Consider the following 22,196-nt stretch of genomic DNA (forward strand, 5'->3'; position numbering starts at 1 on the left):
GGACGACGGGCACCGGGGGGTGCGGAGGCCGGGGCCTCGGCCGTCAGGCACTCGAACGGGCCTGCGGGCGGCTGGGCCGGGATGCGCATCCGCGGGCGGGTGCGCCCGTCGGGCGCGGTCCCCCCCGTCGCCTCCACCACCGTAGGGGGCGATCCAGCGGCTCCGGAGTCGCCCGATCGGCTGACCGGGCAGGGGACGGCCCGGAACTGCGCGCGGTGGCCGACGTAGCAGCTGGGGCGCGGGGGGCGGGGACGAGCGAGCCTTCGTCGTGAACCGAACCGGCAGTCGGCCGTCACTCCCGGACGGGTCGACCGGCCGTCCGGGGAGATCTCCTGCTCCGCGGGCAACGGGCCCCCGCAGCGCGCCCGGCGAAGCAGCCGTGGCCTGGCGGATCGGGCTGATCCGCCAGGCCGGCGAAGGTTGCGTGCCGCAAGGTCGGCCTCACTGCTGACCGACGACGTCCGGCGCCGTGGTGCGGCCGTTGTCGCCACCGGGCACCGGCAGCTCCGCGGGACCCCGGCGGGCGGCGGCCTGCGTCAGCTGTCCTTCGTGAACCCGGCGGGCGGCGTAGGTCAGCTGCGCTTCCCGGCCCGGCTTGACGACGGCGGGCGCCGACAGCGTCTCGGGCGTCTTCAGGGTTGCGGGCGTCATCAGCGTCTCGGGCGTCTTCAACGTCTCGGGCGTCTTCAGCGTTGCGGGCGTCGTCAGCGTCTCGGGCGTCTTCAGCGTCTCGGGTGCTCGCAGCGTTGCGGCGTACGCCATCAGCCCCGAACCTGCGTCGGACGCCATGACATTGGTCGGCGCCGGACCCACTACCTGCGGAGGTGCGGCATGGGCCACGGCGGGCAGGGCGAGCGCGGTGATGGCTGCCATCGGGAGCGCGGCTACGGCGATGCTGGGTGCGATGCGCATGACGGGTGCTCCTGTACGTGTGTGCGTCACCGGACGAGGAGTCCGGGGGGCCGCTGTCGGCGGCCTGCTACGAGTCTCGGCCGTGCCAGCGGTGACGCGGTGTCCGCCGACCAGTTGATCCGCCGGGCCACACGCCCGGCATGCGGAGGTCACGTTCGGTGTGCGGTCCGGAGCGGTTCCATCCTGGCGTCGGCAAGGTACTCCCAGACGCACGGGACGGCATCCACGACGGCCCACGCGGCCGCCCGAGCCTCCTCGACATGGCGGGCATGCGTGTCCGCAACCGTGCTGAAGTACTGCGGAAGATCTTCCGGGTTCAGAGCGTTGGCGAAGGACATGTCGACGTCACCGGCCGACAGGCCGCACGCCCTGTCCACTTCTCGATCGAATGCAGGCATGGCATCGCGGACGTGTTCACACACGAGGACTTCCTTGAAATTCCGGATCAGCGCATCCAGTCCTTCCGTGAAGATCTCCCAGGACCCGTAAAAGGTGGTCTGGAGTCCGTCGACGTCGCAGACCCAATGTCCGGCACCTGCCTGGACATCCGCGTCCCTCTCTTCAGCGGTTTCCCCGATGTGCTCCAAAACCGCTAAGACTTCGCGACAGCTCTCTGCGAAGCGCCACTCCAATTCATGCATGCGCTCGTACATCAGCATCCATTCCCGACAGATGTTCGAGTCGTCCCGTCGCGGGTGGCCTGCCGACAGCAGGTGGCCCTGCTGACGTGCATACTCTCCGGCCGTAGCCAGTGCCCGGTAGGCACTCCTCCGGGCATGCTCGACCAGCTCCCTGAACGCTTCGACGGAATGTCCTTCAGCCGGCATCGGTCAACTCCCGTATGGAACTCGTCGCATTGCGGCGCAGGACAGGGTCGGCGCCCGGTGGAATCGGCACGCGTGCGGCGGGACGAGTGAACGATGGACTCCGGCCCCGCGCGTCGCCGCGTCGCCGCAATCGTGATCTACGGCGCCCGTCCAGGCAATCGCAGGTACCCGAAACTGCCCCAAAGGGCACCGGCGTTGGCCGGGCGCGGGCGGACCGACCCCGATCTGCACAGGGCCGCAGATTTCCCTGCGGCAGCCGGCAGCCGGCAGCCGGCAGCCGGCAGCCGGCAGCCGGCAGCCGGCAGCCGGCAGCCGGCAGCCGGCAGCCGGCAGCCGGCAGTCGTCCGTCGAGCCCGCCGATCGGAGGAGGCCCGCGCGCGGGTGCCGGGGCACCGTGGGAGGGGCGCCCGGTCGCAGTGGTCGACAGGCACCTGCGCGGACGCCCGCGGTCCGGCCAGCAGGCGCGGCACCTCGACCTCGCCAGCGGCAACGATCTTGAGGCAGCCATGAACCCCTTGACCCTGCGCGACATCTCCCGCTTCGTCGGGGGAGCGTTGCACGACATCGCTGATGCCGACCTGACGGTTTCGGGCCCGGTAGTGATCGACTCCCGGAAGGTCGAGTCAGGCTCGCTGTTCGCGGCGCTGCGCGGGGAGCACATGGACGGCCACCGGTTCGCCCGCCCTGCCGTCGCGGCCGGCGCCGCGTGCGTGCTGGCCGAGCGCCCGGTCGGGGTGCCGGCCGTCGTGGTGCCCGACGTGCAGCGGGCACTGGGGGACCTGGCACGGCACACGCTGGCCCGGCTCCCTGCGGCGCGAGTGGTCGCGGTGACCGGGTCATCGGGAAAGACGAGCACCAAGGACCTCCTGGCACAGGTGCTCGCCGCCCACGACACCACGGTGGCCACGCCCTTGTCCTACAACAACGAGATCGGTCTGCCGCTCAGCGTGCTGCAAGCCGATGAACGAACCCGGTTCCTCGTGCTGGAGATGGGCGCCCGAGGAGTCGGGGAGATTGCGCATCTGACACGGATCGCGGCCCCGGAGATCGCCGTGGTCACCAATGTCGGCACGGCCCACATCGGCGCCTTCGGCGGCGCCGAAGCCATCCGCACCGGCAAGGGAGAACTCGTCGAGGCACTGCCCCTCGGCGGACTCGCCGTACTCAACGCCGACGACCGGGCGGTCCTGTCCATGCGCTGCCGCACGGCGGCCCCGACGCTCACCTACGGTACGGGCCACGCCGACATGCGGGCCACGGACGTCCGCACCGACAGGTGCGGCCGCGCCGTCTTCACCCTGCGCCACCGCGGACAGGAGGCCGCTGTACGGATGCAGCTGCACGGCGCGCACCATGCGGTCAACGCCGCCGCTGCTGCGGCTGTCGCCACGGCCGTGGGGATGGACCTGCGCGAGGTGGCCGAGGCCCTCGCTGCGGCACGCCGCCTCACCCCGGGGCGGATGGAAGTGCTGGAGCGCGCCGATGGGGTGACGGTCGTCAACGATGCGTTCAACGCCAATCCCGACTCGATGCGGGCAGCCCTGGCCGCACTGGTCTCCATGGCAGGGGACCGGCGTACGGTGGCGGTGCTGGGGGAGATGCGCGAACTGGGCGAACAGGCACCACGGCACCACACCGCCCTCGGGCGCCGCGCCGCCGAGGCCGGTGTCACCCAAGTGATCGCCGTCGGCGGCGCCGACGCTGCCCGTGTCAGCGAGGCAGCAGAGCAGGCCGGCGCCGGAGCGGCACGGGTCTCGGACGGCCACGCCGCACGGGTCCTGCTCGACACTCTGGTCCGGGCCGGTGACGTCGTCCTGTTCAAGGGGTCACATGCCGTGGGCCTGGAAGACACCGCGCAGCAGTTCGCGGCCGACGGCGCACCACCCGAGGGCCGGCCTTCCTGAGGCCTGAGAGGCCCACCGGGCTCCGACGAGCGACGGGCCCCGTCGACGGGTGCGGTCAGGCTTCTGACGGTGGTGCGGTCAGGCTTCTGACGGCGGTGCGGTCACGCCTCTGACGGTGGTGCGCTCAGGCTTCCTACGAGGCCGAGCCGTTCCCGGGGACATCGACGTCGGCCTCCCCATGGCCCGGTCGTCGGTGCATTCCTCCCCCCGCCCGTCCTCCGATTCGCCGTCGCCGGTCCCGTGCCCGGTCGGTTCAACTGGAGCTCTCCCCGCTGCCGCCCTTCGAGACCTGGAGCTGCGATGATGCGCCCGTCGTCCGCCGAGACACCAGTGCCCCCGTGCGACCTGCCCGACGGGCCCGACGACATCGCGCCCGGAGCGGTTCGTCTGCCCGCGCCCGCGCGTACCCGGTCGGAAGCTGTCGTCGACCTGGAGGCGGTCGCCCACAACACCCGGATTCTGGCCGCACAGGCACAGGGCGCCCTGATGGCGGTGGTCAAGGCCGACGGTTTCGGCCACGGTGCCGTCCAGGTCGCCCGTACCGCCCTGGCCCACGGAGCCGGCTGGCTGGGGGTGACGTCCACGACCGAGGCTCTTGTGCTGCGCGAGGCGGGGATTTCGGCCCCGGTGCTGGCCTGGATGCATGTGCCGGACGAGGACTTCACCGACGCGCTGCGGCAGGGGATCGACCTGTCCGTGGCCTCGCTCGCGCACCTGCGGGCCATGGCCGCGTGTGCCGACGCAACGGGCACTGCTGCGACGGTCCATCTGAAGGTGGACACCGGTCTGCATCGCAACGGCGCCTGCCCGGCCGACTGGTCGCGGCTGGTGGAGGCGGCCGCGGAGCTGGAGCAGCACGGTCTGGTCCGTGTCCGTGGCGTGTGGTCGCACCTGATCCATCCCGACGACCCCGCCCACCCGGCCACCGGCGTCCAGGTCCGCGCGTTCGAGACCGCGGTGGATCAGGCCCGGGCCGCCGGGCTGCGCCCGGAGCTGCTGCACCTGGCGAACTCGGCCGCCGCCCTGGCAGCCCCGGAGACCCACTACGACATGGTGCGCGCGGGGCTGGCCCTGTACGGGATCGAGCCCGTACGGGGGAGGGAGTTCGGGCTGCGGCCGGCGATGACGTTGCGCAGCCGGACCATCATGAGCCGCCGGGTCGATGCGGGCGAGGGCGTCGGCTACGGGCACGACCACCTCACCACCGAGCCGACCGCACTGGCCCTGGTGCCGCTCGGCTATGCCGACGGTCTGCCCCGCGCGGCATCCGGCAAGGCCGAGATCCAGGTCGGCGGGGCGCGCAGGCCGGTGCTGGGGCGGATCGCGATGGACCAGTGCGTGGTCGGCACCGGAACGGAGCAGATGGCCATGGGCGAGGAAGCGGTCGTCTTCGGGCCCGGGGCCGACGGTGGGCCGACGGCGACGGACTGGGCCGTGTGGGCCGGGACCGCCCCGCACGAGATCCTCACCGGTGTCGGCGCCCGGGTCCCCCGCCGCTACCTGCCGGCGCAACCGGTCTCGACGGACGGTGTGGATCCGCGGCTGCGGGTCGCGGTCCTGTTCGGCGGCCCCGGCGGCGAGCACGACGTCTCCTGCGCTTCCGCTGCGGCGATCATCAGCCACCTGGACCGCGCCCGCTACGCGGTGCAGCCGATACGCATCACCCCCGGCAGAGCGTGGATCGCCGGCCCGGAGGACCTCGCTGCCGGCAGCTACCTCCCGCAGGACCTCACGAGCCTCACCCCCGCGGACTCGGTGAGCGCGTGGGAGGGCATGCAGCAGGTGATGCCGGTGCTGGCTGCCGCGGACGTCGTGCTGCCGGCGTTGCACGGACCGTTCGGTGAGGACGGCACCGTCCAGGCCCTTCTGGAGACCGTGGGGGTGCCGTACGTCGGCAACGGGGTGGCGGCGAGCGCCATCGGCATGGACAAGGACACCACGAAGCGGATCCTGGCCGGTGGTGGCCTGCCCGTCGCCGACTGGGCGCTGCTGCGGCGGAAGGACGCTGAACTGCCGGCGTCGGAGCGTGAGCGGCTGGGGCTGCCCGTGTTCGTCAAGCCCGCCCGGGCCGGCTCCAGCATCGGTGTCACTCGCGTCGAGGACTGGGACGATCTGACATCGGCGCTCGCCGAGGCCTACGCGTGGGACGGCAAGGTGTTGGTGGAGGAAGCGGTCCACGGCCGCGAGATCGATGTCGCCGTACTGGAACACCCCGACGGCCGTCTCGAGGCCGGCCCGCCGCTGGAGATCGACGTGTGCGGCGGACAGCCCTTCTTCGACTACCAGGCCAAATACCAGGACAAGGCCACCCGCTTCACCATCCCCGCCCGCCTCGGCCCCTCGATCACCGCCGAGCTGCAACGGTTGGCGGTGGAGGTCTTCGAAACGCTCGGCTGCTCCGGGCTCATCCGCGTCGACTTCTTCCTCCGCGACGGCACCGAACCCGTCGTCAACGAGGTCAACACCTTCCCCGGCTTCACCACCGCCTCCCAGTACCCCCAGATCTGGGCGGCCGCCGGCCTGCCCTACCCCCGGCTGCTCGACACCCTCATCCGCACCGCACTCCGCGACCCTCGATGAGCCGCCCCACGACCCCCGTCGGCACAGCCCTGCTCCCCGCGGGTGCTCCCCCGGCCCGGGCGAAGCCGCTACGGCGGCTGTACGAGCTCGATGCTCTGCGCATAGCCGCAGCAGTGGCGGTGATGGTCTACCACTACACCTTCTCCGGACCGGCCGGAGGGCTGACCAGCCTGTCCTTTCCGGGACTCAGCCAGGTCACCCGGTACGGGTACCTCGGCGTCGACGCATTCTTCATGATCAGCGGATTCGTGGTGCTGCTCAGCGCGTGGGACCGCACTCCCCGCCAGTTCCTGACCTCCCGCGCCGTACGCCTCTACCCGGCCTACTGGGCCGCGGTCACCCTCACCGCCGTCGTGTGCGTGGTCCTCGGGGCAGGGCGGTTCTCCGTCTCCGGTGCCCAGTACCTGGCCAATCTGACGCTGTTCAACGCGCCGCTGGGTGTGGCGAACGTCGACGTCGTGTACTGGACGCTGTGGGCGGAGCTGCGGTTCTACCTCGTCGTCCTCGCGCTCGTCCTCATCGGCCTCAGCCGGCGACGCGTCACCGCAGCCCTGTGGGTCTGGCTCGGCGCGGCGGTGCTCATCGAGACGGGGCTCCTGCCCACCACGGCCGGCCGGGTGCTGGAGGTGCTCGTACAGGCGCAGTGGGCCCACTACTTCATCGCCGGAATGGCCCTGTGCCTCATGTACAAGTACGGCCCCGACCGCTCCGTCCTCGCCCTCGTCCTCGCCGCCTTCGGCAACGCCCTCTACCAGGGCCTCGCCTTCGCCCGCACCGTCGGAGCGCGCTACGACCAGGCGTTCAGCCCCGTCGTCATTGCCTCGGTCATCACCGTCATCTTCCTGGTCCTGGCCGGTATCGCCCTGGGACGGACCCACCGCCTGGGCAGGCCCTGGTTCGCGAAGATCGGCGCCCTGACCTATCCGCTGTACCTGCTCCACGCCTACATCGGGTTCATTCTCCTCAACCAGTTCCACCACAAGGTCGACCCGTACGTTCTGCTCGCGGCAGTGATCACCACCATGATCGCCAGCGCCTACGCCCTGCACCGGTGGATCGAAACGCCGCTGGCCCGGGTACTTCGCAGACTCCTGGCGAGCGGCACCGGCCCCCGGACAGCGACCACGGGCCGAAGTACCTGACCGGCCGCAGCCCCTGACCAGCCGAAGCCCCTGACCGTACGAGACCGCCTCGGCCTTCGCCCACGGTGTCCGGCGGGTGGTCGTGCCGGCGGCGCCGCGCTCAGCCGAAGTCGATCTCGAACAGGTGGTCGTACGACAGGAGGGCGGCCCGGACCAGATGCTCCTTGTCCTGCGGGACCCCCTGGGGGCGGAACGTGCCGTGGCCGGTCCGCCCGGTGCGGGCGGTCAGGATCCGACCGCTGGCCCAGTCGTCCCACCGGGCGCGGACATTCATCACGTACTGCCAGTTGTGGTACCGGAAGAAGTCCTCCTCCCGCGGCGCGAGGAGGACCCCCGATCCGCCGATCATGTAGGACAGCGGCGTCTGGCCGGCCTTCACCGCGAGGCGCACGACCGTACGGTTCGCCAGGGCGATCTCCTGCTCGGCAGCCGGATCGGGGTCCCAGAGGGCCTCGGCGCCCGACTCGGAGGCCACCAGTCGCGCCATCGCCACAGGATCGGACGCCAGATTCCGGTGGACTTCGTACCGGGAACCGGCTGCGCCCTGCGACCAGGTGCCGCCGTCGTGCACCACCCAGTGCAACGCGCCCGCGTAGTGGGCCAGGACACCGTCGCAGGTATGGCCACCGACGGCGTCGAGTTCTTCCCGCGTGGTCGGGCAGGAACCGTCCACACCGGTGCACAGGACGAGGGGATCGGCCATGCCGTCGACAGCGGGCCGGATCACCTCGCACCCCTCGAATTCCGCCCGTACGAGATGCTCCAGCCACTCGTCGTCGAGCCGGCCCAGCGCCAGGTTCGCGCATGTCCCGTCGACCGGGCCCGGCAAGGGCCGGCCGTCCGCGGCGTGGAATTCGAGGGAGGAGACACCGCCCGGAACCGCTACCCGTTCACTGTGGCGAGCGTCGAGCACCGCAGCGCTCCCGAGGAAGACGTAGCCCATTCTCCAGCATCCTTCGTGAGCGAGACGGCCCTGAGCGAGACGGCCGTGTGCGAGACGGCCGTGTGCGAGCTCGGCGGAGGGGCACCGGCGGTCCGTCCGGCTTCCAGTATTCAGCCGGGGGCGACGGGCGGCAGCGCGGGCGGGGCGGCCGAGAGGGCAGGCGCGGCTGCTCTTTGGGGCGGTGCGGACCCTGACCGGGACCGTACGCGGCCCTACCTGCCGCGCGAGGTGGCAGATATGCCCCATTATCGCAGCATTAGCACGCTTCCCGTACGTTTGTTCCCAGGGGGTTGCTGCACTGTTGTCGCACGGGCAGGACGGATCGATGGAGCGCACCACACCGGTCGAGGAATCGCTGGAGCGGCTGAGACGACGCCTGGCGCAGGAAGAGCGCCTCATCGTCGCCTTCTCCGGAGGAGTGGACTCCTGCCTCCTGGCGGCCGTGGCGGGCGGAGAGCTCGGGGACCGGGCACTGTCGGTGACCGCCGTCTCCGCCAGCCTGCCGGCCGCGGAACGCTCCTTCGCACGCTCCTTCGCCCGCACCCACCGGCTGCGCCACCTCGAACTGTGCACGGACGAACAGGACAGGCCCGAGTACCGGGCCAACGGAGGGGACCGCTGCTACCACTGCAAGGACGCCCTCTTCCGCGCGATCGCCCCCCTCGCCGAGATGCTGGGCGCCGCCGTAGCACTCGGCACCAACACCGACGACCTCGGTGACCACCGCCCCGGACTGCGTGCCGCGGCCTCCTGGCACGCCATCGCGCCCCTGGTCGACGCCGGATTCGACAAGGCGACCGTGCGCCGGGCGGCGCACGCTCTCGGTCTGGAATCGGCCGACAAGCCCGCGGCGGCCTGCCTGGCCTCCCGCGTGGCGTACGGGGACGAGGTCACCGAGGAACTCCTGGCCCGGATCGAGGTGGCCGAAGTCGCCCTGCGGGCCCTCGGATTCAGCGAATGCCGCGTACGCGCCCACGCCCGGGGGACGGTCGCCCGCCTGGAGGTGCCCGAACGGGACATCGACCGGGCGGCGGCCCTGAGCGCCCGCATCGACGCGGCCGTACGGGAAGCCGGGTTCGCCTTCTGCGCGCTCGACCTCGCGGGATTCCGCAGCGGCCGCATGAACGTCCTGCTCGGCATGCCCACGGTCGGCCCGCCCACCCCCGTGGGAGAGTCCGGTGGCTGACGTCAGGGGCTTCGAGGACCTCGGGTTCGCCCGGGTCGACACCGACCGCGAGGCACGCCAAGGGCTGCCCGAGGTCGTCTTCGGTCCGGGCAAGCAACGCGCCGAGATCACGGCGATCGTCGAGCGGCTGCTGGCGTGCAACACCGGCCCGGTCCTGGTGACGAGGGTCGAGGCCGAGGCAGCCCATGACATCGTCCGGCAGGTGCCGCACGGCCGCTACCACGCGGACGCGCGCCTGCTGGTCTGGCGGCCGGCGGACCCGGGACCGTTCACCGTCTTCGTCGTCACCGCAGGTACCTCGGACGGGCCCGTCGCCGCGGAGGCGAGGGAAGTCGCCCGCGCCATCGGCCTGAGGGTGGTGACCCGGCGGGACGTCGGCGTGGCCGGCCTCCACCGGCTGATGGCCGTCGCCGACGAACTGCGGACCGCGGACACCGTGATCGTCGTGGCCGGCATGGAGGGTGCGCTGGCCAGCGCCGTCGGAGGTCTCGTCGCCTGCCCCGTGATCGCGGTCCCCACCTCCACCGGGTACGGCGCCGCGCTCGAAGGAGTCACGGCGCTGCTGGCCATGCTGACCTCGTGCGCCGCCGGAGTCACGGTGGTGAACATCGACTCGGGCTTCGCGGCCGCCATGGCAGCTCACCGACTCGCCCGCGTGGGAGGAGCACGGAAATGATCCTTTGGCTCAATCCGTCCGCGGGTCTCTCCGGGGACATGCTGCTCGGCGCCCTGCTCGACCTGGGAGCGCCGCTCGACGACGTACGGTCCGCCATCTCCTCCACCGGCCTCACCGGTTGGAGACTGGAGACGGATCGCGCCGGGGGCGGCCTCCGGGCGGTGGTGACCCTGGAGGACGACGCCGTGCGACAGCGTCGCGGGACCGAACTGCTGGAACTGGTGGGCCAGGTCCCCGTCCCGGAGGTCGCGACCGTCGCGGAGCGCGCCGTCAGCGCGATCACCGACGCGAAGGGCGTCATCGACGGCCGGACGCCCGCCGAAGTCGACCTGTACGAGATCGGTCGCACGGACACCGCGATCACCGTCGTCGGTGTGGCGGCCGCCCTCCGTGCCCTCGGGGTCTCCCGGGTGCACTGCGCGCCGGTGGCGGTCGGCTCGGGCGAGGTCGACACCGAGCAGGGCGTGCTCTCCGTGCCGACACCGCTGACCCTCGCCCTGCTGGAAGGGGCCCAGGTCCGCGGCATCGACGTGGAGGCGGAGACGGTCACCCCGACCGGAGCCGCACTCCTGCGCGCCATCGGTGCCCGGTACGGCCCGATGCCGGCGATGCGTGTCGAGCGGACGGGGCACGGCGCCGGCAGCGCGGTCTTCCCGGGCCGGTCGAACGTGCTGCAGGCCGTGCTCGGCGACGGCGCGGACGGCGCGGACGGCGCGGGAACGAGCGAGTTGACCCTGATGGAGACCAACCTCGACGACGTCACCGGCGAACTCCTCGGCCATCTGGTGGCGCAGCTGTTCGACGACGGAGCCCTGGAGGCGTGGACGTCCCCCGCCGTGATGAAGAAGGGGCGGCCGGCGAACCTCGTCCACGTGCTGTGCGAACCGGGCGACGTTCCGGGAGAGACTGTTCACCGAGAGCGGCACCCTGGGCGTCCGCACGAGCACCGTGGTGCGCACGGCCCTGCCGCGCAGCACCGTGACCGTCGACGTGGCCGGGTCCGCGGTACGGGTGAAGGCGGGCCCCTACGGCGCCAAACCGGAGCACGACGACGTGAAGGCGGCCGCGGCCGCCTCGGGCCTGCCGGCCCGGGAGGTCGCGGCGCAGGCCATGGATGCCTTCCGCCACCGCTGACGAGCGGCGCCCGCACCCGCTCCAGCCGGATCGGACCGCTCGTTTCGCCGCGTCCGTCACCAGCAGCACCCGCCGCTGTCCGAGCAGCACCGCCCGGATCGCCGCCGGTCCGGTCTCCTCGCCCTTCAGGGTCCCCGAGGCCGCCGGGGTCCGGGCCGGCGCCACGTCCGCCAGGCCGGTGGGAAGGTGCGGGCCCGGCGAGGTGGCCCGGTGGACGTCACCGCATGCGTCCGACGTGTTCGGCGATCAGTTCGCCGTGGGGTCGGGCAGGGGTGCGCGGCTCACGCGGATCTTGGACTGGCCGTGAGGCCGCCGCTCCCAGTCGTCCATGAACCGGGCGTGCAGGCCGTGCTTGCGGGCGAGCGTGAGGAGCGTGTCGGTGCGGTAGTAGAAGTCTTCACGCAGGACCTGGTGTTCGGCGCCTTCGGTGCGGTCGAAGGTGAAGTCGAAGAATCCGGTGTCGGTCAGTACCCGGCCCACGTTCGCGAGGCATTCGTCGATCACGGGGAGCGGCGAGTGGGAGAAGACGCTGTGCGCGTGCACCACGTCGAAATGATCGCCGGGCAGGAAGCCGAGGGTGAGGTCGTCGGTGAGGGTGAGGTGGGGGAGCTTGTCCTGGAGTCCGCGCTCGGTGAGCGTCTTCTTGGCGGCTAGGAGGATGCTGGGTGAGATGTCGATGCCGTAGTAGTTGCCGGTGTCGAGGTGCCCGATGAAGCGCCAGCCGCCCCGCAGGTTGCCACAGCCGATGTCGAGCATCCGGTGCTCGGGTTTCAGACCGTGTTCCAGCAGGTACGCGAACTGCATCTGCCCGAGGGCCAGCCACCGGTCGTGGGTCTGGCTGCCGACGGCCGCTTCCGGGTTGCGCCGGGTGTCGGAGGCCATCACGGCCCGGTAGTAGGCGACGTGGTCGTTGCCGAACTGGCGGCGCAGCAGGGCGTCGCGGGCGGCGCGGCGCAGGTACGGAACGACTCGGTCCGGGTTGCGCAGGGCGTAACCGAGCTTGTGCGTCAGGGAAGAACGATTGCTCTTCAGCTTCTTCGGGGACTTCGCGGTGACAGACATGGGGAGATCCCTCGGGGTGAAGGCGGCGCAAGCAGCGGTGCACGCACGCCATATGGACGAGGCTGGGAAGGCAAAGGACGCGGGGGCACGGCCGATCCACGTTTCCGTCTGCGGCCGGAGCTGCGTAGCCACCGATCGCAGGGGCCGCAGCGGCCGGTGGTGGGCTCAGGGCCACACCCTCGGCGGCGTGTCTCACGGACCGACCACGCGTGGATCGGCGTCATCGAAGCCGGGGAAGCCGGGCGAGCGGCCCGCACGGAACAGGTCCGCCCACCAGGGCGATCACCTGCGTCATGCGAAGGTCCCCACGGTCGCGTGCGAAGCCGGCGTGGCCAGCCGGTCCGTGACTGCGTGCAGCGTGACCCGCAGCCGCCGCGCCTCGGCGGCCAGTGCGTCGCGGCCTTCCGGGGTCAGGGCGTAGGTACGGCGGGCCCGGCCGTGCACGATCTCCTGCGCGCACGTCGTGATCAGCCCCTGCCGGACCAGGCGGTCGAGCGCGCCGTACAGGGTCCCGGTCCGCAGGTTCACCCGCCCACCCGAGAGCTCCTGCACCTCCTGCATGATCGCGTAACCATGCCGGGGCGAGTCGGCAAGTGCGGTGAGCACCAGCAGCGTCGGTTCCTGCATACGTTCGGTCATGGGCCGACGATAAGTCGCCCAACGACACATATCGAGGGACGAGCCGCATCTGTGCCCTTTCGGGCACCGCAGACCGCAGACCGCCGTCAGCCGGAGCGGGCCCGGGCGAGCGGGCCTCCGACCGCCGCCCCGGCCACCCGGCCGACCCGTCGTGCGGTCACAGCTCTAGACGGACCGGGCCGCCTCGCGGATGAGGTCCAGGACGACCTCGGGCTTCGACAGCATCGGGACGTGCGAGGAGTCGACCTCGACGGCCTTGGCCCCCATGCGCTCGACCTCGAACCGCTGGAGTTCCGGGACCACCGCGTGGTCCTGCTGGGTGACGCAGAACCAGCTGGGCTTCGAGCGCCAGGCCGGCTGGTCGACCGTGGCCCCGAGCACACCCTCCGCAGCCGACCCCTGTGTCGCCCAGACGAGTTGCTGCTCGGGCTCGGGAAGGTCCCCGCAGAAGTCGGAGATGCCGTCGCGGGCGATCCACAGCCGTCCGTCCTCGGCGTCCAGGTGCGCGAACAGCGGGGGCGGGGCGAACTTGCCGATCAGGTCCTGCGGCGTCTCCCCCGCGTCCGGGGCCAGGGCCGCGATGTAGACGAGCCCGGCGACCCGCTGGTCCGTGCCCGCGTCCGTGATGACGAAGCCGCCCCACGAGTGGCCCACCAGGATCGCCGGCGCACTGACCCGTGTGAGTGCCCTGCGTACCGCGTCGACGTCCCCCTCCAGCGAGTCCAGGGCGTTCTGCGCGGACACCACCTCGTGCCCCTCGCGCTGGAGGACGGGGATCAGCTTGCTGTAGCAGGACCCGTCGGCCCACAGGCCGTGGGCGAAGACGATGCTCGGCTTGCTCGGGGACATCGGCACGTTCCTCTCGGTGGATCCGCCCCCCTCTGACGACGCTGAAACGCCTGGTCGAGCTCGACATCCTCACCGAAGCCGACACCGGCGGCTTCACCAGGAACCCTTCAACAGTCACTGAATCTAGGGTCCGCAACGCGTCCCTGGACGGACCGACGTGGCACCATCGGCCGTTCGGCCGATGGCGAGGAAGGAGAAGGCGACCGCCGTGTCATCGCCGGCCTGGTGGCGGAGCCGGCGCCGTCGGCCGTGCGGACAAGTCCCCGGGGGCGCGGTCGGGAAGCGCACAGTCGGCCCGGCGCACCCGGCTGCCCGAACGAGCAGCCGCCGGGGCGGGGGCGCGCGACCCGTGTGAACGGTGCGGTGCCCCAACGGCTGCCCGATCGGGGCTGATGGCCGGGGCGAGCGGTTGGCAGCATCGAGTGCCTCACCGGCTCCGGAGGAAGGCGTCGCCACCATGAGCTACATCCTGCTCGGACACGGAGATCTCCTCGTCCATCGGGGCGCACCGCCCTGCAGCGGGGAGAGCATCGTGGTGCCGCGGGGAACCACGATCCAGCTCTACACCGACGGTGGGCAGGGTCTGGTCATCGGCCCCGACGAGCTCGACGTCTGGAGCCAGGTGTTCTGCGCGGCCGCTGTCGACGCCGGCACCGGACTGCACAACCTCGTGCTCCACGGTGGCGACGACCTCGCGAACGACCAACTGGCGTCCGATCTGGAACGCGGCGGACACACGCTGATCCGGCCCGGCGTCGACGGGATGCCGGATCCGATCCGGCTCTGCACCGGCACGCCCCGGACCTGCCCGCCACCGGTGGACCCGTTCGGGGAAGAGGTGACGCACGACTGCGGCGGCCTCCTGGGCCTGCTCGGTCGGCTCCCCGGGCCGCAGGGCGTCGTGCACTGGCTCGAGTGCGCCTCGATCACCGACACCCGACGGCCCGTCACCACCCCGGAGCGCGCCGAGCAGCGGACGCACGTGGCGTGGGATCCGAACTGGGTACCGGACGAAGCCGCCCAGCGCGCCATCGCACGGGTCAACCGCCGCATCGTGCGCGCAGCCTCCGACCGCACGATCGTGAACTTCGTCATCGGCGGGTCGGCGTTCCTCATCGGCGACAGCCGCCTGCCCGACCCCTTCTCCTGCCACCACCCGATGCACGCGTACTACGTGCGCGAGCTCCAGGCGGACAACCTCGTGCACGGCAAAATCAGGGTCCGCAGACCGTGGTGGGAGAACGGGTGGTTCGACGTCGCCGGAGTCCCGCAGCACCGCGAAACCCTGGTCAGGGAGTGCATCGCGCGATTCGCTCCCCACAAGGGGATCGGTTTCGTCGAACTCCGCACACGCCAGGCCCCGTCCCCCTCGGGCGGCGCCGGTGGGAAGGGCGCGAGGTCGCACAGGTAGACCGGCTGCGTTCTGCTCCGTGGCGCAGCACGGCACCGGGTGCGCCGGTCACCGGTGCCGCGCTCGTGCCCGAGCCGGGTGTCAGGCGACCAGCCGTTCCTGGAGCCGGGCCAGGGTCGCGTCGTCCAGTCCGAGGCCCTTCTTGAGATAGGCGTCGAGCGTCCCGTAGTCCGCCTCCACCTGAGCGGTGGCTGCGTGCAGGTAGTCCAGTCGTGCCTCCATGATCGGGCGCACCAGTTCCGGATCCTTCATCAGCCCCGACTTGCGCAGCTGCTCGATCACCTGGTCGTTGGAGCCCCCGCGGAACTCGTTCGTGGCCAGGTAGTCCTTCTCGACCGTGCTCTCCGGTACGGACAGCGACCGCAGCAGGAGGTAGGTCATCCAGCCGGTACGGTCCTTGCCGCCGGCGCAGTGGTAGAGCAACGCCTCCTTGCCGCCGGCTGCGATGTCCCGCAGCGTTGCCGCGAACTGCTCACGGCTGGCGCGGTCCGTCACGAACGTGCGGTAGGTGTTCTCCATGTACGCCGCGGCCCTGCCGTCACCGAGGATCTCCTCCTGCTTCGCCGTGTCGCCGGTGGCGATGGCATCGCGCAGGCCCTCCAGGCCACCCGCGTTGCCGATGGGGCGGGAGGTGGCGGTGAGCCCGTCGGGCAACCGGTCGGCGCCGCCGTCCTCGACTTCACCGGGCCTCCTGAAGTCCACGACCTCCTCGACCCCCAGACGGGAGAGGGTGGTGAGGTCGTCGTCGGTCAGCTTGTTCAGCGCATCTGCCCGGAAGACCAGGCCCCGACGGACCTCGCGTCCGGTGTCGGTCGTGTGCCCTCCTACGTCACGGACGTTGACGGCTCCCTGCAGAAGGCTGCGGCCGACGGACGTGGTGTCGGTGTCGGCACCTCGGTGCGCGGGCACGTCCGCGGCAGGCCGCCCCGGCGCGCAGACCCCGGTGGGGCACTGCTCGGTGGCCCCGGCGACCGGCGCGGCCAGCACGACCGTGGTCAGCGCGACGGCCAGCGCCGCGCCCGCCACGCACGACCGGCCCATGATGGACTTCGATGTCACGTGATGTTCCTGTCCTGAGGGCGCCGGCGACAGGGGAGGCCGGCGCGTGATCGTCTTCGCACCCCCTTCGCAACGGAACGGTCCGCTCGATGACGTTCCCCAGGGCTTACGTGCATCAGATGCTGCCGGACGACCCCGGTGGCACGCATGGGTTCGCCGGGCAGTCCTCGGGGCAGGCGACCGGGCTCTTCGCCTGCTCGGCCCGGTTCGGGCGACCTCCACGGGAAGTAGGGTGCGCGGGGTGAACACTTCCCCCGCACCACACCGCACCGCACCGCTCCCGCGTTCGTTCCGGCTGCTCGTCACGGGCGGGGGGACGGGCGGTCACACCTATCCTGCGCTGACTGCGGTCCGCGCGCTACGCAGCCGGCTCGCGGCCGAGGGCAGAACGGCCGAGGTGCTGTGGATCGGGACCGAGGACGGCCTGGAGGCGCGTGTCGCGCCCGCCGAGGGCATCGCGTTCAAGACGGTGGCCACCGGCAAGATCCGCCGCTCGGCGAACCCGTTGAAGATGCTTTCCGCGGCGAACGTCAAGGACATGGCACGGGTGCCGCTCGGCGTGGCCCAGGCCCGGGCGCTGGTGTCGGAGTTCCGCCCCGATGTCGTCCTGGCGACGGGCGGCTACGTCGCGGTGCCGGCCGGCCTGGCCGCGCGGCTGTGCCGCCGGCCGCTGGTGCTGCACGAGCAGACGGTCCGGCTGGGCCTGGCCAACCGCAAGCTCGCAGGTTCGGCCACACGGATCGCGGTCTCGGCGGAGTCGTCGCTCGCGTTGCTGCCGGCCGAAATCCGTGACCGGGCGGTGGTCACCGGCAATCCGGTCCGCCCCGAGGTCCTGGCCGGGCACGCCGACAAGGCGGTGCAGACGCTGGGCCTCGCCGGGTTCGACCGCCGTCTACCGACCGTCTACGTCACGGGCGGCGCCCAGGGAGCCCAGCAGATCAACGCTGTGGTGAGCAGCGCCCTGCCGTGGCTGCTGACCCACGCGAACGTGATCCACCAGTGCGGCCCGGCCAACGTGGAGGAGCTGCGCACGACGGCCGCCGCCCTGGACCCGGTCCTCGCTCGCCGCTACCACGTGACCGGGTTCGTCGGGCCGGAGCTGCCCGACGTCCTGGCCCTGGCCGACGTCGTGATCTCCCGCAGCGGAGCGGGCACCCTGGCCGAGCTGACCGCGCTCGGCAAACCGGCCGTCTTCGTCCCACTGGCCACCTCGGCCGGCAACGAACAGGCCCACAACGCCCAGCACCTGGCCGATGCCGGCGCGGCGCTCGCGCTGCTGGGCGAGGTCACCCCCGACCGGCTGACGGAGGCGGTGGGACCGCTGCTGACCGATCCGGCGCAGCGGTCGGCGATGGCGGAGCGCGCTCGGGCGCACGGCCGCCCGGACGCCGCGGCCAGGCTCGTCGACGTCCTGCTGTCCACGGCGGCCGGCTGACCGAGGCGCTCGGGCGGCTGAACGCGTCGGGTCCGTGGCCTAAGGGGGCGCCTACCGAAGAGAGGCAGGAGGAGCACCAGGTGGCCGAGGTACCACCCGGCCAAGGGACGGTCGAGTCCGGAGAGCCCGAAGACGGCGCCCAGCGTCACGCGGGCGCCCGGTACCAGGTGACCGGGCGGATCCTCAGGTCAGTTGCCCGATGTGTCGAGGGGCTGCTCACGGCGCTGCTTCAGCCCCCGGTAGGCGGTTCGGATCCACGTCAGCGCAGCGGTGAGCACGAGGAACAGGACCATGAGAGGGATCGGGTTGTCGACGCCCGTGGTGATGCCCAGCGCTCCGTCGTCCCGCTTCACCGTCTCGAAGACCAGGGACCCGAAGAACGCTGAACGTTCGACGCTCTCATCAGCCCCCGTGGTGAACATGAGGGTGAGCAGGGTCGCCGCTGCGGTGACCAGCGTCAGCAGTGCGGCCCCGACGGCGGACGGCGCTACCGACCGTGCCTCGAACATTCCTTCTCCTCGACTCGCTCATGTGGATTCCTTGCACCGCGTACCGGACGAACGCGACGAACACTCCTGCCGGGCGGTCCACCACGGCCGATGGCGGAAGACTGAGCAGACCCTGGCCGGGGGTCCGGGTGAAAGGGGGAACCGTGCCGCACGGATGCGCTCCGGGAGCTGGACTCGTCGGCCGGCGAACGCAGCGCCGAAAAAGATCTTGATCCACGCGGCCACCCGGTCACAAGGTGCCATGGGGCCAAAGCGGGGACTAGTACCCGCGGAGGGTGGTCGGGGGCCAGGGTCCCGCCCGGGCAGTCCTGCGGCGAAGTTGCCGCCTCGCCGGAACTGGAGGGGTTTCCGGCGCAGCCAGGTGGGAGGGGTGTTCGCGGCCTCGGTCACGAGGCGGCGGGTTCCTTCTCCTACGGCGCGCAGGGCAACCGGAACCGGGCCGGTTCGGCCTGAGCGGACGGCACCGTTCAGGCGAGGAGGGCAAGGGCGAGGGCGCCGCAGAGGTCGACCACGCCGCACCACTCCGACCAGGCCCGCGGGACCACCCGGCCCGTGCGGTGGTGCGTGAAGTCCCAGACGGCGTGGGCGAGCCAGCCGGCGGCCAGCAGGCGCAGGCCGAGGGTGGCGTCGACGGACAGGGCGGTCAGTGCCACGGCCGTGAAGCCGACGAGGCCCGCGACCTGCACGGCCAGAGCCCTCGGCGCGCCCAACTCACGCCGGAAGAGGCCGAGGACCAGGTAACACACGGGCATGGTGACCAGCAGCCCGGCGAGGAAGCCCCGCCCGGGGAGCCCGTCGGCGAAGGTGGCGGCTCCCAGACCGAGGGCCAGCAGGGTGGGCCACCGGCGGCCGAGCCCGGCCACGGGAGCCCAGACCGTCCGGCCGCGCGAGGCGCACATGTGTCCGGGCTCGGCCGCCACATCCACGGTGAGGTCGGCGGCACGGGCTCGGGACGGGACGCGGTCGGTGTTCACGGTTGGCTCCCAGGACGCGAAGGGGCGGGTTCCCCCCACCGTCCGGCAGAGCCCGCACGCACTGCTCTTCTCGGCCGGAAGGTGTCCGCGGTCTTGGGGTACACGTCCTTCCGGCATAGGGTCAGGGCATGGGGGAACGGCATGTCGTGGTGGTCGGTTACGCGTCGGCGGAGCTGCTGGACATCGCCTGTGTGACCACCGGCCTGGCCATGGCCAACGGCCTCGGCCGGCCGTCCCCGCCCTACCGGGTGAGCGTGGCCGGCCCGGGCGGCGCCCCGATCGTCTGCGGCTCGGGCCTCGTCCTGCAGGCCCAGCACTCCCTCGAACGACTCGTCGGCCCCCTCGACACCCTCGTCGTCTCGGGCGGCCTCGGATTCGAGGAAGCTGCCGAGGACGCCCGCCTCGTGGGGCACGTCCGGCGCCTGGCCCGGGAGAGCCGCCGGGTGGCCTCCGTCTGCACAGGAGCGGGGATCCTGGCCGCCGCCGGACTGCTGGACGGTCTGCGCGCCACGACCCACTGGCGGTACGCGGCCCAGCTGGCCGCCCGCCACCCTCGGATCACGGTCGACCCGGCGCCCATCTTCATCCGCGAGGGGAACGTGTACACGGCCGCCGGCGTCACCAGCGCCCTGGACCTCACCCTCGCCTTCATCGAGGAGGACCATGGAGCGGAGCTGGCCCGCCAGGTCTCCCGAGACCTGGTCACCTACCTGCAACGACCCGGGAACCAGGCCCAGATGAGCGTGTTCACCGCCGCACCCGCACCCGACAACGACCTGGTCCGCTCGATCACCGAGCACATCCTCGCCCACCCCGACCACGACCTGGGCACGGCAGCGCTCGCCGCCCGCGCCGGGGTGACGCCGCGCCACCTGACCAGGCTGTTCACCGAACACACGGGCCAGGCTCCGGGCCGGTACGTGCGGCAGGCCCGCACGGAGGCGGCAGCCCAGCTCCTCACCACCACCGACCTGCCCGTCGCCCGGATCGCGACCCGCTGCGGCTTCGGCACCACCGAATCCCTGCGCCTGGCCTTCACTTCCCGGTACGGGATCTCCCCCTCCCACTACCGCGCCACCCAGACCCGCGGCTGAGGCACGCCGACCTGGTGGCGCGCCGGCAGGCCGCGGTCGATGGCCGCGGCAGCGCGAGCCGGGGTCCAGGTCATGTTCGGGGGCCGAACCACCGGGTGAGGGCGGTTTCCAGGGGTGTTTCGTCGGTGCTGGTCCATGCGGTGTAGCCGTCGGGTCGGATCAGGACGGCGCCGGTGTCCTCGCAGGTCTTGGCCATGACGTGGTCGACCCGGTCGGCCCGACCCTCGATGGTCCTGGGCCGGCCGTCGAAGGACAGCAGCAGTCCGCGCCCCGAGTGCATGAGCTTGCTCACGCGGGTCGGGCCGTCCTCGGTGGTGAGGTCGAGGTCGGTCATGCGGGGGCCGGCGCCGGGGTAATGGATGTCGAGGCCGGACATCATGCCGGCGACGGCCCGGTTGGTGTCGGGCAGGCGGAGCAGGACGGTGACGACGTCGCGGAGGGCGGCGACTTCTTCGTCCCGGCTGGTGTTCAGGAGCACGGCTTGGGCTCGGGTGTGCTGGAGGACGCGTGCCGCGACGGGGTGGCGTTCGGTGTGGTAGGTGTCGAGGAGTCCGTCGGGTGCCCATCCGTGGAGGGTGGCGGCGAGCTTCCAGCCGAGGTTGACGGCGTCCTGGATGCCGAGGTTGATGCCCTGCCCGCCGATGGGCATGTGGATGTGTGCGGCGTCTCCGGCGAAGAACACCCTGCCCTGGCGGTAGTGCTCGACCTGCCGGACGGCGTCGCTGAAGCGTGAAGCGGCACGCAGTTCGCCCAGTTCCGTCCGGGTCCCGTACACGGCGCGCAGTGCTCCGCGGATCTCTTCGGCTTCGACGGGTACCTCACGTCCGGGCCCGTCGCCGGAGAGCTTGCCGAAGATCAGTCGGTACAGGCCGTCGCCGAGCGGGGCCAGGACGGTGAAGTAGCCGCCCGCGGCCCGCGTGTAGGTGCTGACGTGTCCGGCCGCCGCGGGCACCTGGTCGGACCGGGAGGCGAGGGTGATGTCGGCGGCGACGGAGGACATCCGGCCCGCCCTTCCCATGGAGCCGAATCGGCACCGTTCTGCTCCTGGCAGTGACGGTCGGCGTCCTCGCCGCCATGTGGCCGGCCGGCAACGCGGCCCGCCTGAACGTCCTGCGTGCCATCAAAACCGACTGAAAGGGTCGGCCATTCGGCAAACACGGGCAAAACAGCGCTGCTGGCTGAATGGATTCCAGGTCGCCGGCGATGGGCCCGACGGCCGGCAACCGGTGACACAGTCGCCCGAACAGACAGGATTTCATCATGGGTTTCCGCAACAGCATCAAGAGCAGGACCGCCCTCTGGGGCGTCGTCGGGGCGGCTGCGCTGCTCCCGCTGGGCGTGGGGGTGTCTTCCGCGATGGCGGACACCTCGCCGGCGCCCGCGTCCACCGCCGCGGCGTCCACCGCGGGGGCGGCGTCCGGTGAGAAGAAGGCTGTGGCGCAGGACGACAGTCACGTCTCGAAGCAGGTGTCGGTCCCCGCGAACGGTTCCGTGGAGGTCACGCTGAAGGGGAGCAAGGAATTCCCCAAGCTCGGCAAGGTCGGCAAGGCCTCCAACGGACTCCAGACACCCACCTTCTCCACGTCCGGTAAGGGCACCCCGGACGACCCGCAGGTCGTCGTCATCACCGTCACCAACCCCACCGGCCATGACATCGCCGGCTCGGTCGGCGCGGGCTTCAGCAAGTAGCGCAGCCGCCTTACCCGCTCCCGCCCTCGCCGCGCCACCGGCCCCGCCCGTGCACGCCGCCCTGCCGGCCGGCCCCGCCCCCCCCCGGCTGGCGGTAGGCCAGGCCCCCGCCTCCTCCGCGGACGTCGCCGCCCACGCCGACGGAGAAGCAGATCCCGGCGGGGACGGTGA

The 22,196-nt window shown here is 71.8% G+C and carries 19 protein-coding genes and 1 pseudogene; 10 read left to right on the forward strand and 10 right to left on the reverse strand.

The features are described from left to right. Positions 1-441 precede the first annotated feature (441 nt). Positions 442-912, reverse strand: coding sequence for a hypothetical protein (locus EF918_RS16100; protein ID WP_125646194.1), 471 nt, complete (start codon positions 910-912; stop codon positions 442-444). A gap of 149 nt (positions 913-1,061) precedes the next feature. Further along, the gene (locus EF918_RS16105; protein WP_125646196.1) at positions 1,062-1,739 is read right to left on the reverse strand and encodes a hypothetical protein; all 678 of its coding nucleotides are present in this window, start codon (positions 1,737-1,739) and stop codon (positions 1,062-1,064) included. Positions 1,740-2,245: 506 nt separating this feature from the next. Here EF918_RS16105 and murF point away from each other — a divergent pair. From murF to EF918_RS16130, 3 genes are all read left to right on the forward strand, one after another. Then, complete coding sequence (murF, locus tag EF918_RS16115; RefSeq protein ID WP_125646224.1) at positions 2,246-3,643, forward strand: UDP-N-acetylmuramoyl-tripeptide--D-alanyl-D-alanine ligase; 1,398 nt, start codon at positions 2,246-2,248, stop codon at positions 3,641-3,643. A gap of 300 nt (positions 3,644-3,943) precedes the next feature. Beyond that, a complete protein-coding gene (gene alr, locus EF918_RS39065; RefSeq protein WP_312847834.1) occupies positions 3,944-6,223 on the forward strand; it encodes an alanine racemase in 2,280 nt (759 codons plus the stop codon). Beyond that, entirely contained in the window at positions 6,220-7,365 is a 1,146-nt protein-coding gene (locus EF918_RS16130; RefSeq protein WP_125646199.1) for an acyltransferase, read from the forward strand. Before alr ends, EF918_RS16130 begins: the two co-directional genes overlap by 4 nt. Before the next feature lie 100 nt (positions 7,366-7,465). On the opposite strand, the gene EF918_RS16135 is transcribed toward EF918_RS16130, so the two are convergent. Beyond that, positions 7,466-8,308 (reverse strand): hypothetical protein, encoded by an 843-nt coding sequence (locus tag EF918_RS16135; protein WP_125646201.1) that lies wholly within the window; start codon positions 8,306-8,308, stop codon positions 7,466-7,468. Between the two features lie 325 nt (positions 8,309-8,633). Between EF918_RS16135 and larE the strand changes: the two genes are divergently transcribed. The 3 genes and pseudogenes from larE to EF918_RS16150 all read left to right on the forward strand — a co-directional run bounded on the left by larE (position 8,634) and on the right by EF918_RS16150 (position 11,304). Continuing rightward, positions 8,634-9,494, forward strand: a complete 861-nt coding sequence (larE, locus tag EF918_RS16140; protein ID WP_125646203.1) for an ATP-dependent sacrificial sulfur transferase LarE — start codon at positions 8,634-8,636, stop codon at positions 9,492-9,494. Beyond that, entirely contained in the window at positions 9,487-10,170 is a 684-nt protein-coding gene (gene larB / locus EF918_RS16145) for a nickel pincer cofactor biosynthesis protein LarB (RefSeq protein WP_125646205.1), read from the forward strand. The genes larE and larB overlap by 8 nt, the downstream gene beginning before the upstream one ends. Positions 10,171-10,208: 38 nt before the next feature. Next, a pseudogene (locus EF918_RS16150) lies at positions 10,209-11,304 on the forward strand (LarC family nickel insertion protein). Positions 11,305-11,550: 246 nt separating this feature from the next. Here the strand turns inward: EF918_RS16150 and EF918_RS16155 are convergent. The 3 genes from EF918_RS16155 to EF918_RS16165 all read right to left on the reverse strand — a co-directional run bounded on the left by EF918_RS16155 (position 11,551) and on the right by EF918_RS16165 (position 13,854). Then, positions 11,551-12,366, reverse strand: coding sequence for a class I SAM-dependent methyltransferase (locus EF918_RS16155; RefSeq protein WP_125646207.1), 816 nt, complete (start codon positions 12,364-12,366; stop codon positions 11,551-11,553). Between the two features lie 291 nt (positions 12,367-12,657). After that, entirely contained in the window at positions 12,658-13,005 is a 348-nt protein-coding gene (locus tag EF918_RS16160; RefSeq protein WP_125646209.1) for a PadR family transcriptional regulator, read from the reverse strand. Between the two features lie 165 nt (positions 13,006-13,170). Then, positions 13,171-13,854: an alpha/beta fold hydrolase gene (locus EF918_RS16165; RefSeq protein ID WP_125646210.1), complete on the reverse strand. Its 684-nt coding sequence runs from the start codon at positions 13,852-13,854 to the stop codon at positions 13,171-13,173. A gap of 457 nt (positions 13,855-14,311) precedes the next feature. Here EF918_RS16165 and EF918_RS16170 point away from each other — a divergent pair, with 457 nt between their 5' ends. Further along, a complete protein-coding gene (locus EF918_RS16170) occupies positions 14,312-15,265 on the forward strand; it encodes a hypothetical protein (RefSeq protein ID WP_125646212.1) in 954 nt (317 codons plus the stop codon). Positions 15,266-15,346: 81 nt separating this feature from the next. Here the strand turns inward: EF918_RS16170 and EF918_RS16175 are convergent, their stop codons facing one another. Next, a complete protein-coding gene (locus EF918_RS16175) occupies positions 15,347-16,324 on the reverse strand; it encodes a tyrosine-protein phosphatase (protein ID WP_260610251.1) in 978 nt (325 codons plus the stop codon). Positions 16,325-16,565: 241 nt separating this feature from the next. Between EF918_RS16175 and EF918_RS16180 the strand changes: the two genes are divergently transcribed. Then, on the forward strand, positions 16,566-17,759 hold the full coding sequence (locus EF918_RS16180; protein WP_125646214.1) for a glycosyltransferase: 1,194 nt from the start codon (positions 16,566-16,568) through the stop codon (positions 17,757-17,759). A gap of 188 nt (positions 17,760-17,947) precedes the next feature. On the opposite strand, the gene EF918_RS16185 is transcribed toward EF918_RS16180, so the two are convergent. Both EF918_RS16185 and EF918_RS16190 read right to left on the reverse strand, forming a co-directional pair. Next, on the reverse strand, positions 17,948-18,268 hold the full coding sequence (locus EF918_RS16185) for a hypothetical protein (RefSeq protein ID WP_125646216.1): 321 nt from the start codon (positions 18,266-18,268) through the stop codon (positions 17,948-17,950). 467 nt (positions 18,269-18,735) lie between these two features. Next, the gene (locus EF918_RS16190; RefSeq protein ID WP_260610252.1) at positions 18,736-19,242 is read right to left on the reverse strand and encodes a hypothetical protein; all 507 of its coding nucleotides are present in this window, start codon (positions 19,240-19,242) and stop codon (positions 18,736-18,738) included. 128 nt (positions 19,243-19,370) lie between these two features. Here EF918_RS16190 and EF918_RS16195 point away from each other — a divergent pair, with 128 nt between their 5' ends. Continuing rightward, positions 19,371-20,336, forward strand: coding sequence for a GlxA family transcriptional regulator (locus EF918_RS16195; RefSeq protein ID WP_125646218.1), 966 nt, complete (start codon positions 19,371-19,373; stop codon positions 20,334-20,336). 70 nt (positions 20,337-20,406) lie between these two features. On the opposite strand, the gene EF918_RS16200 is transcribed toward EF918_RS16195, so the two are convergent. Next, positions 20,407-21,336 carry an FAD-dependent monooxygenase gene (locus EF918_RS16200; protein WP_260610253.1) on the reverse strand — a complete coding sequence of 310 codons (930 nt, stop codon included), beginning with the start codon at positions 21,334-21,336 and terminating at the stop codon, positions 20,407-20,409. Between the two features lie 260 nt (positions 21,337-21,596). On the opposite strand from EF918_RS16200, the gene EF918_RS16205 reads away from it, so the two are divergent. After that, complete coding sequence (locus EF918_RS16205; protein WP_125646222.1) at positions 21,597-22,025, forward strand: hypothetical protein; 429 nt, start codon at positions 21,597-21,599, stop codon at positions 22,023-22,025. The last annotated feature ends 171 nt before the right edge of the window (positions 22,026-22,196 follow it).

Origin of the sequence: Streptomyces sp. WAC06614 (assembly GCF_003949795.1) — a bacterium.
Taxonomy (GTDB): domain Bacteria; phylum Actinomycetota; class Actinomycetes; order Streptomycetales; family Streptomycetaceae; genus Streptomyces.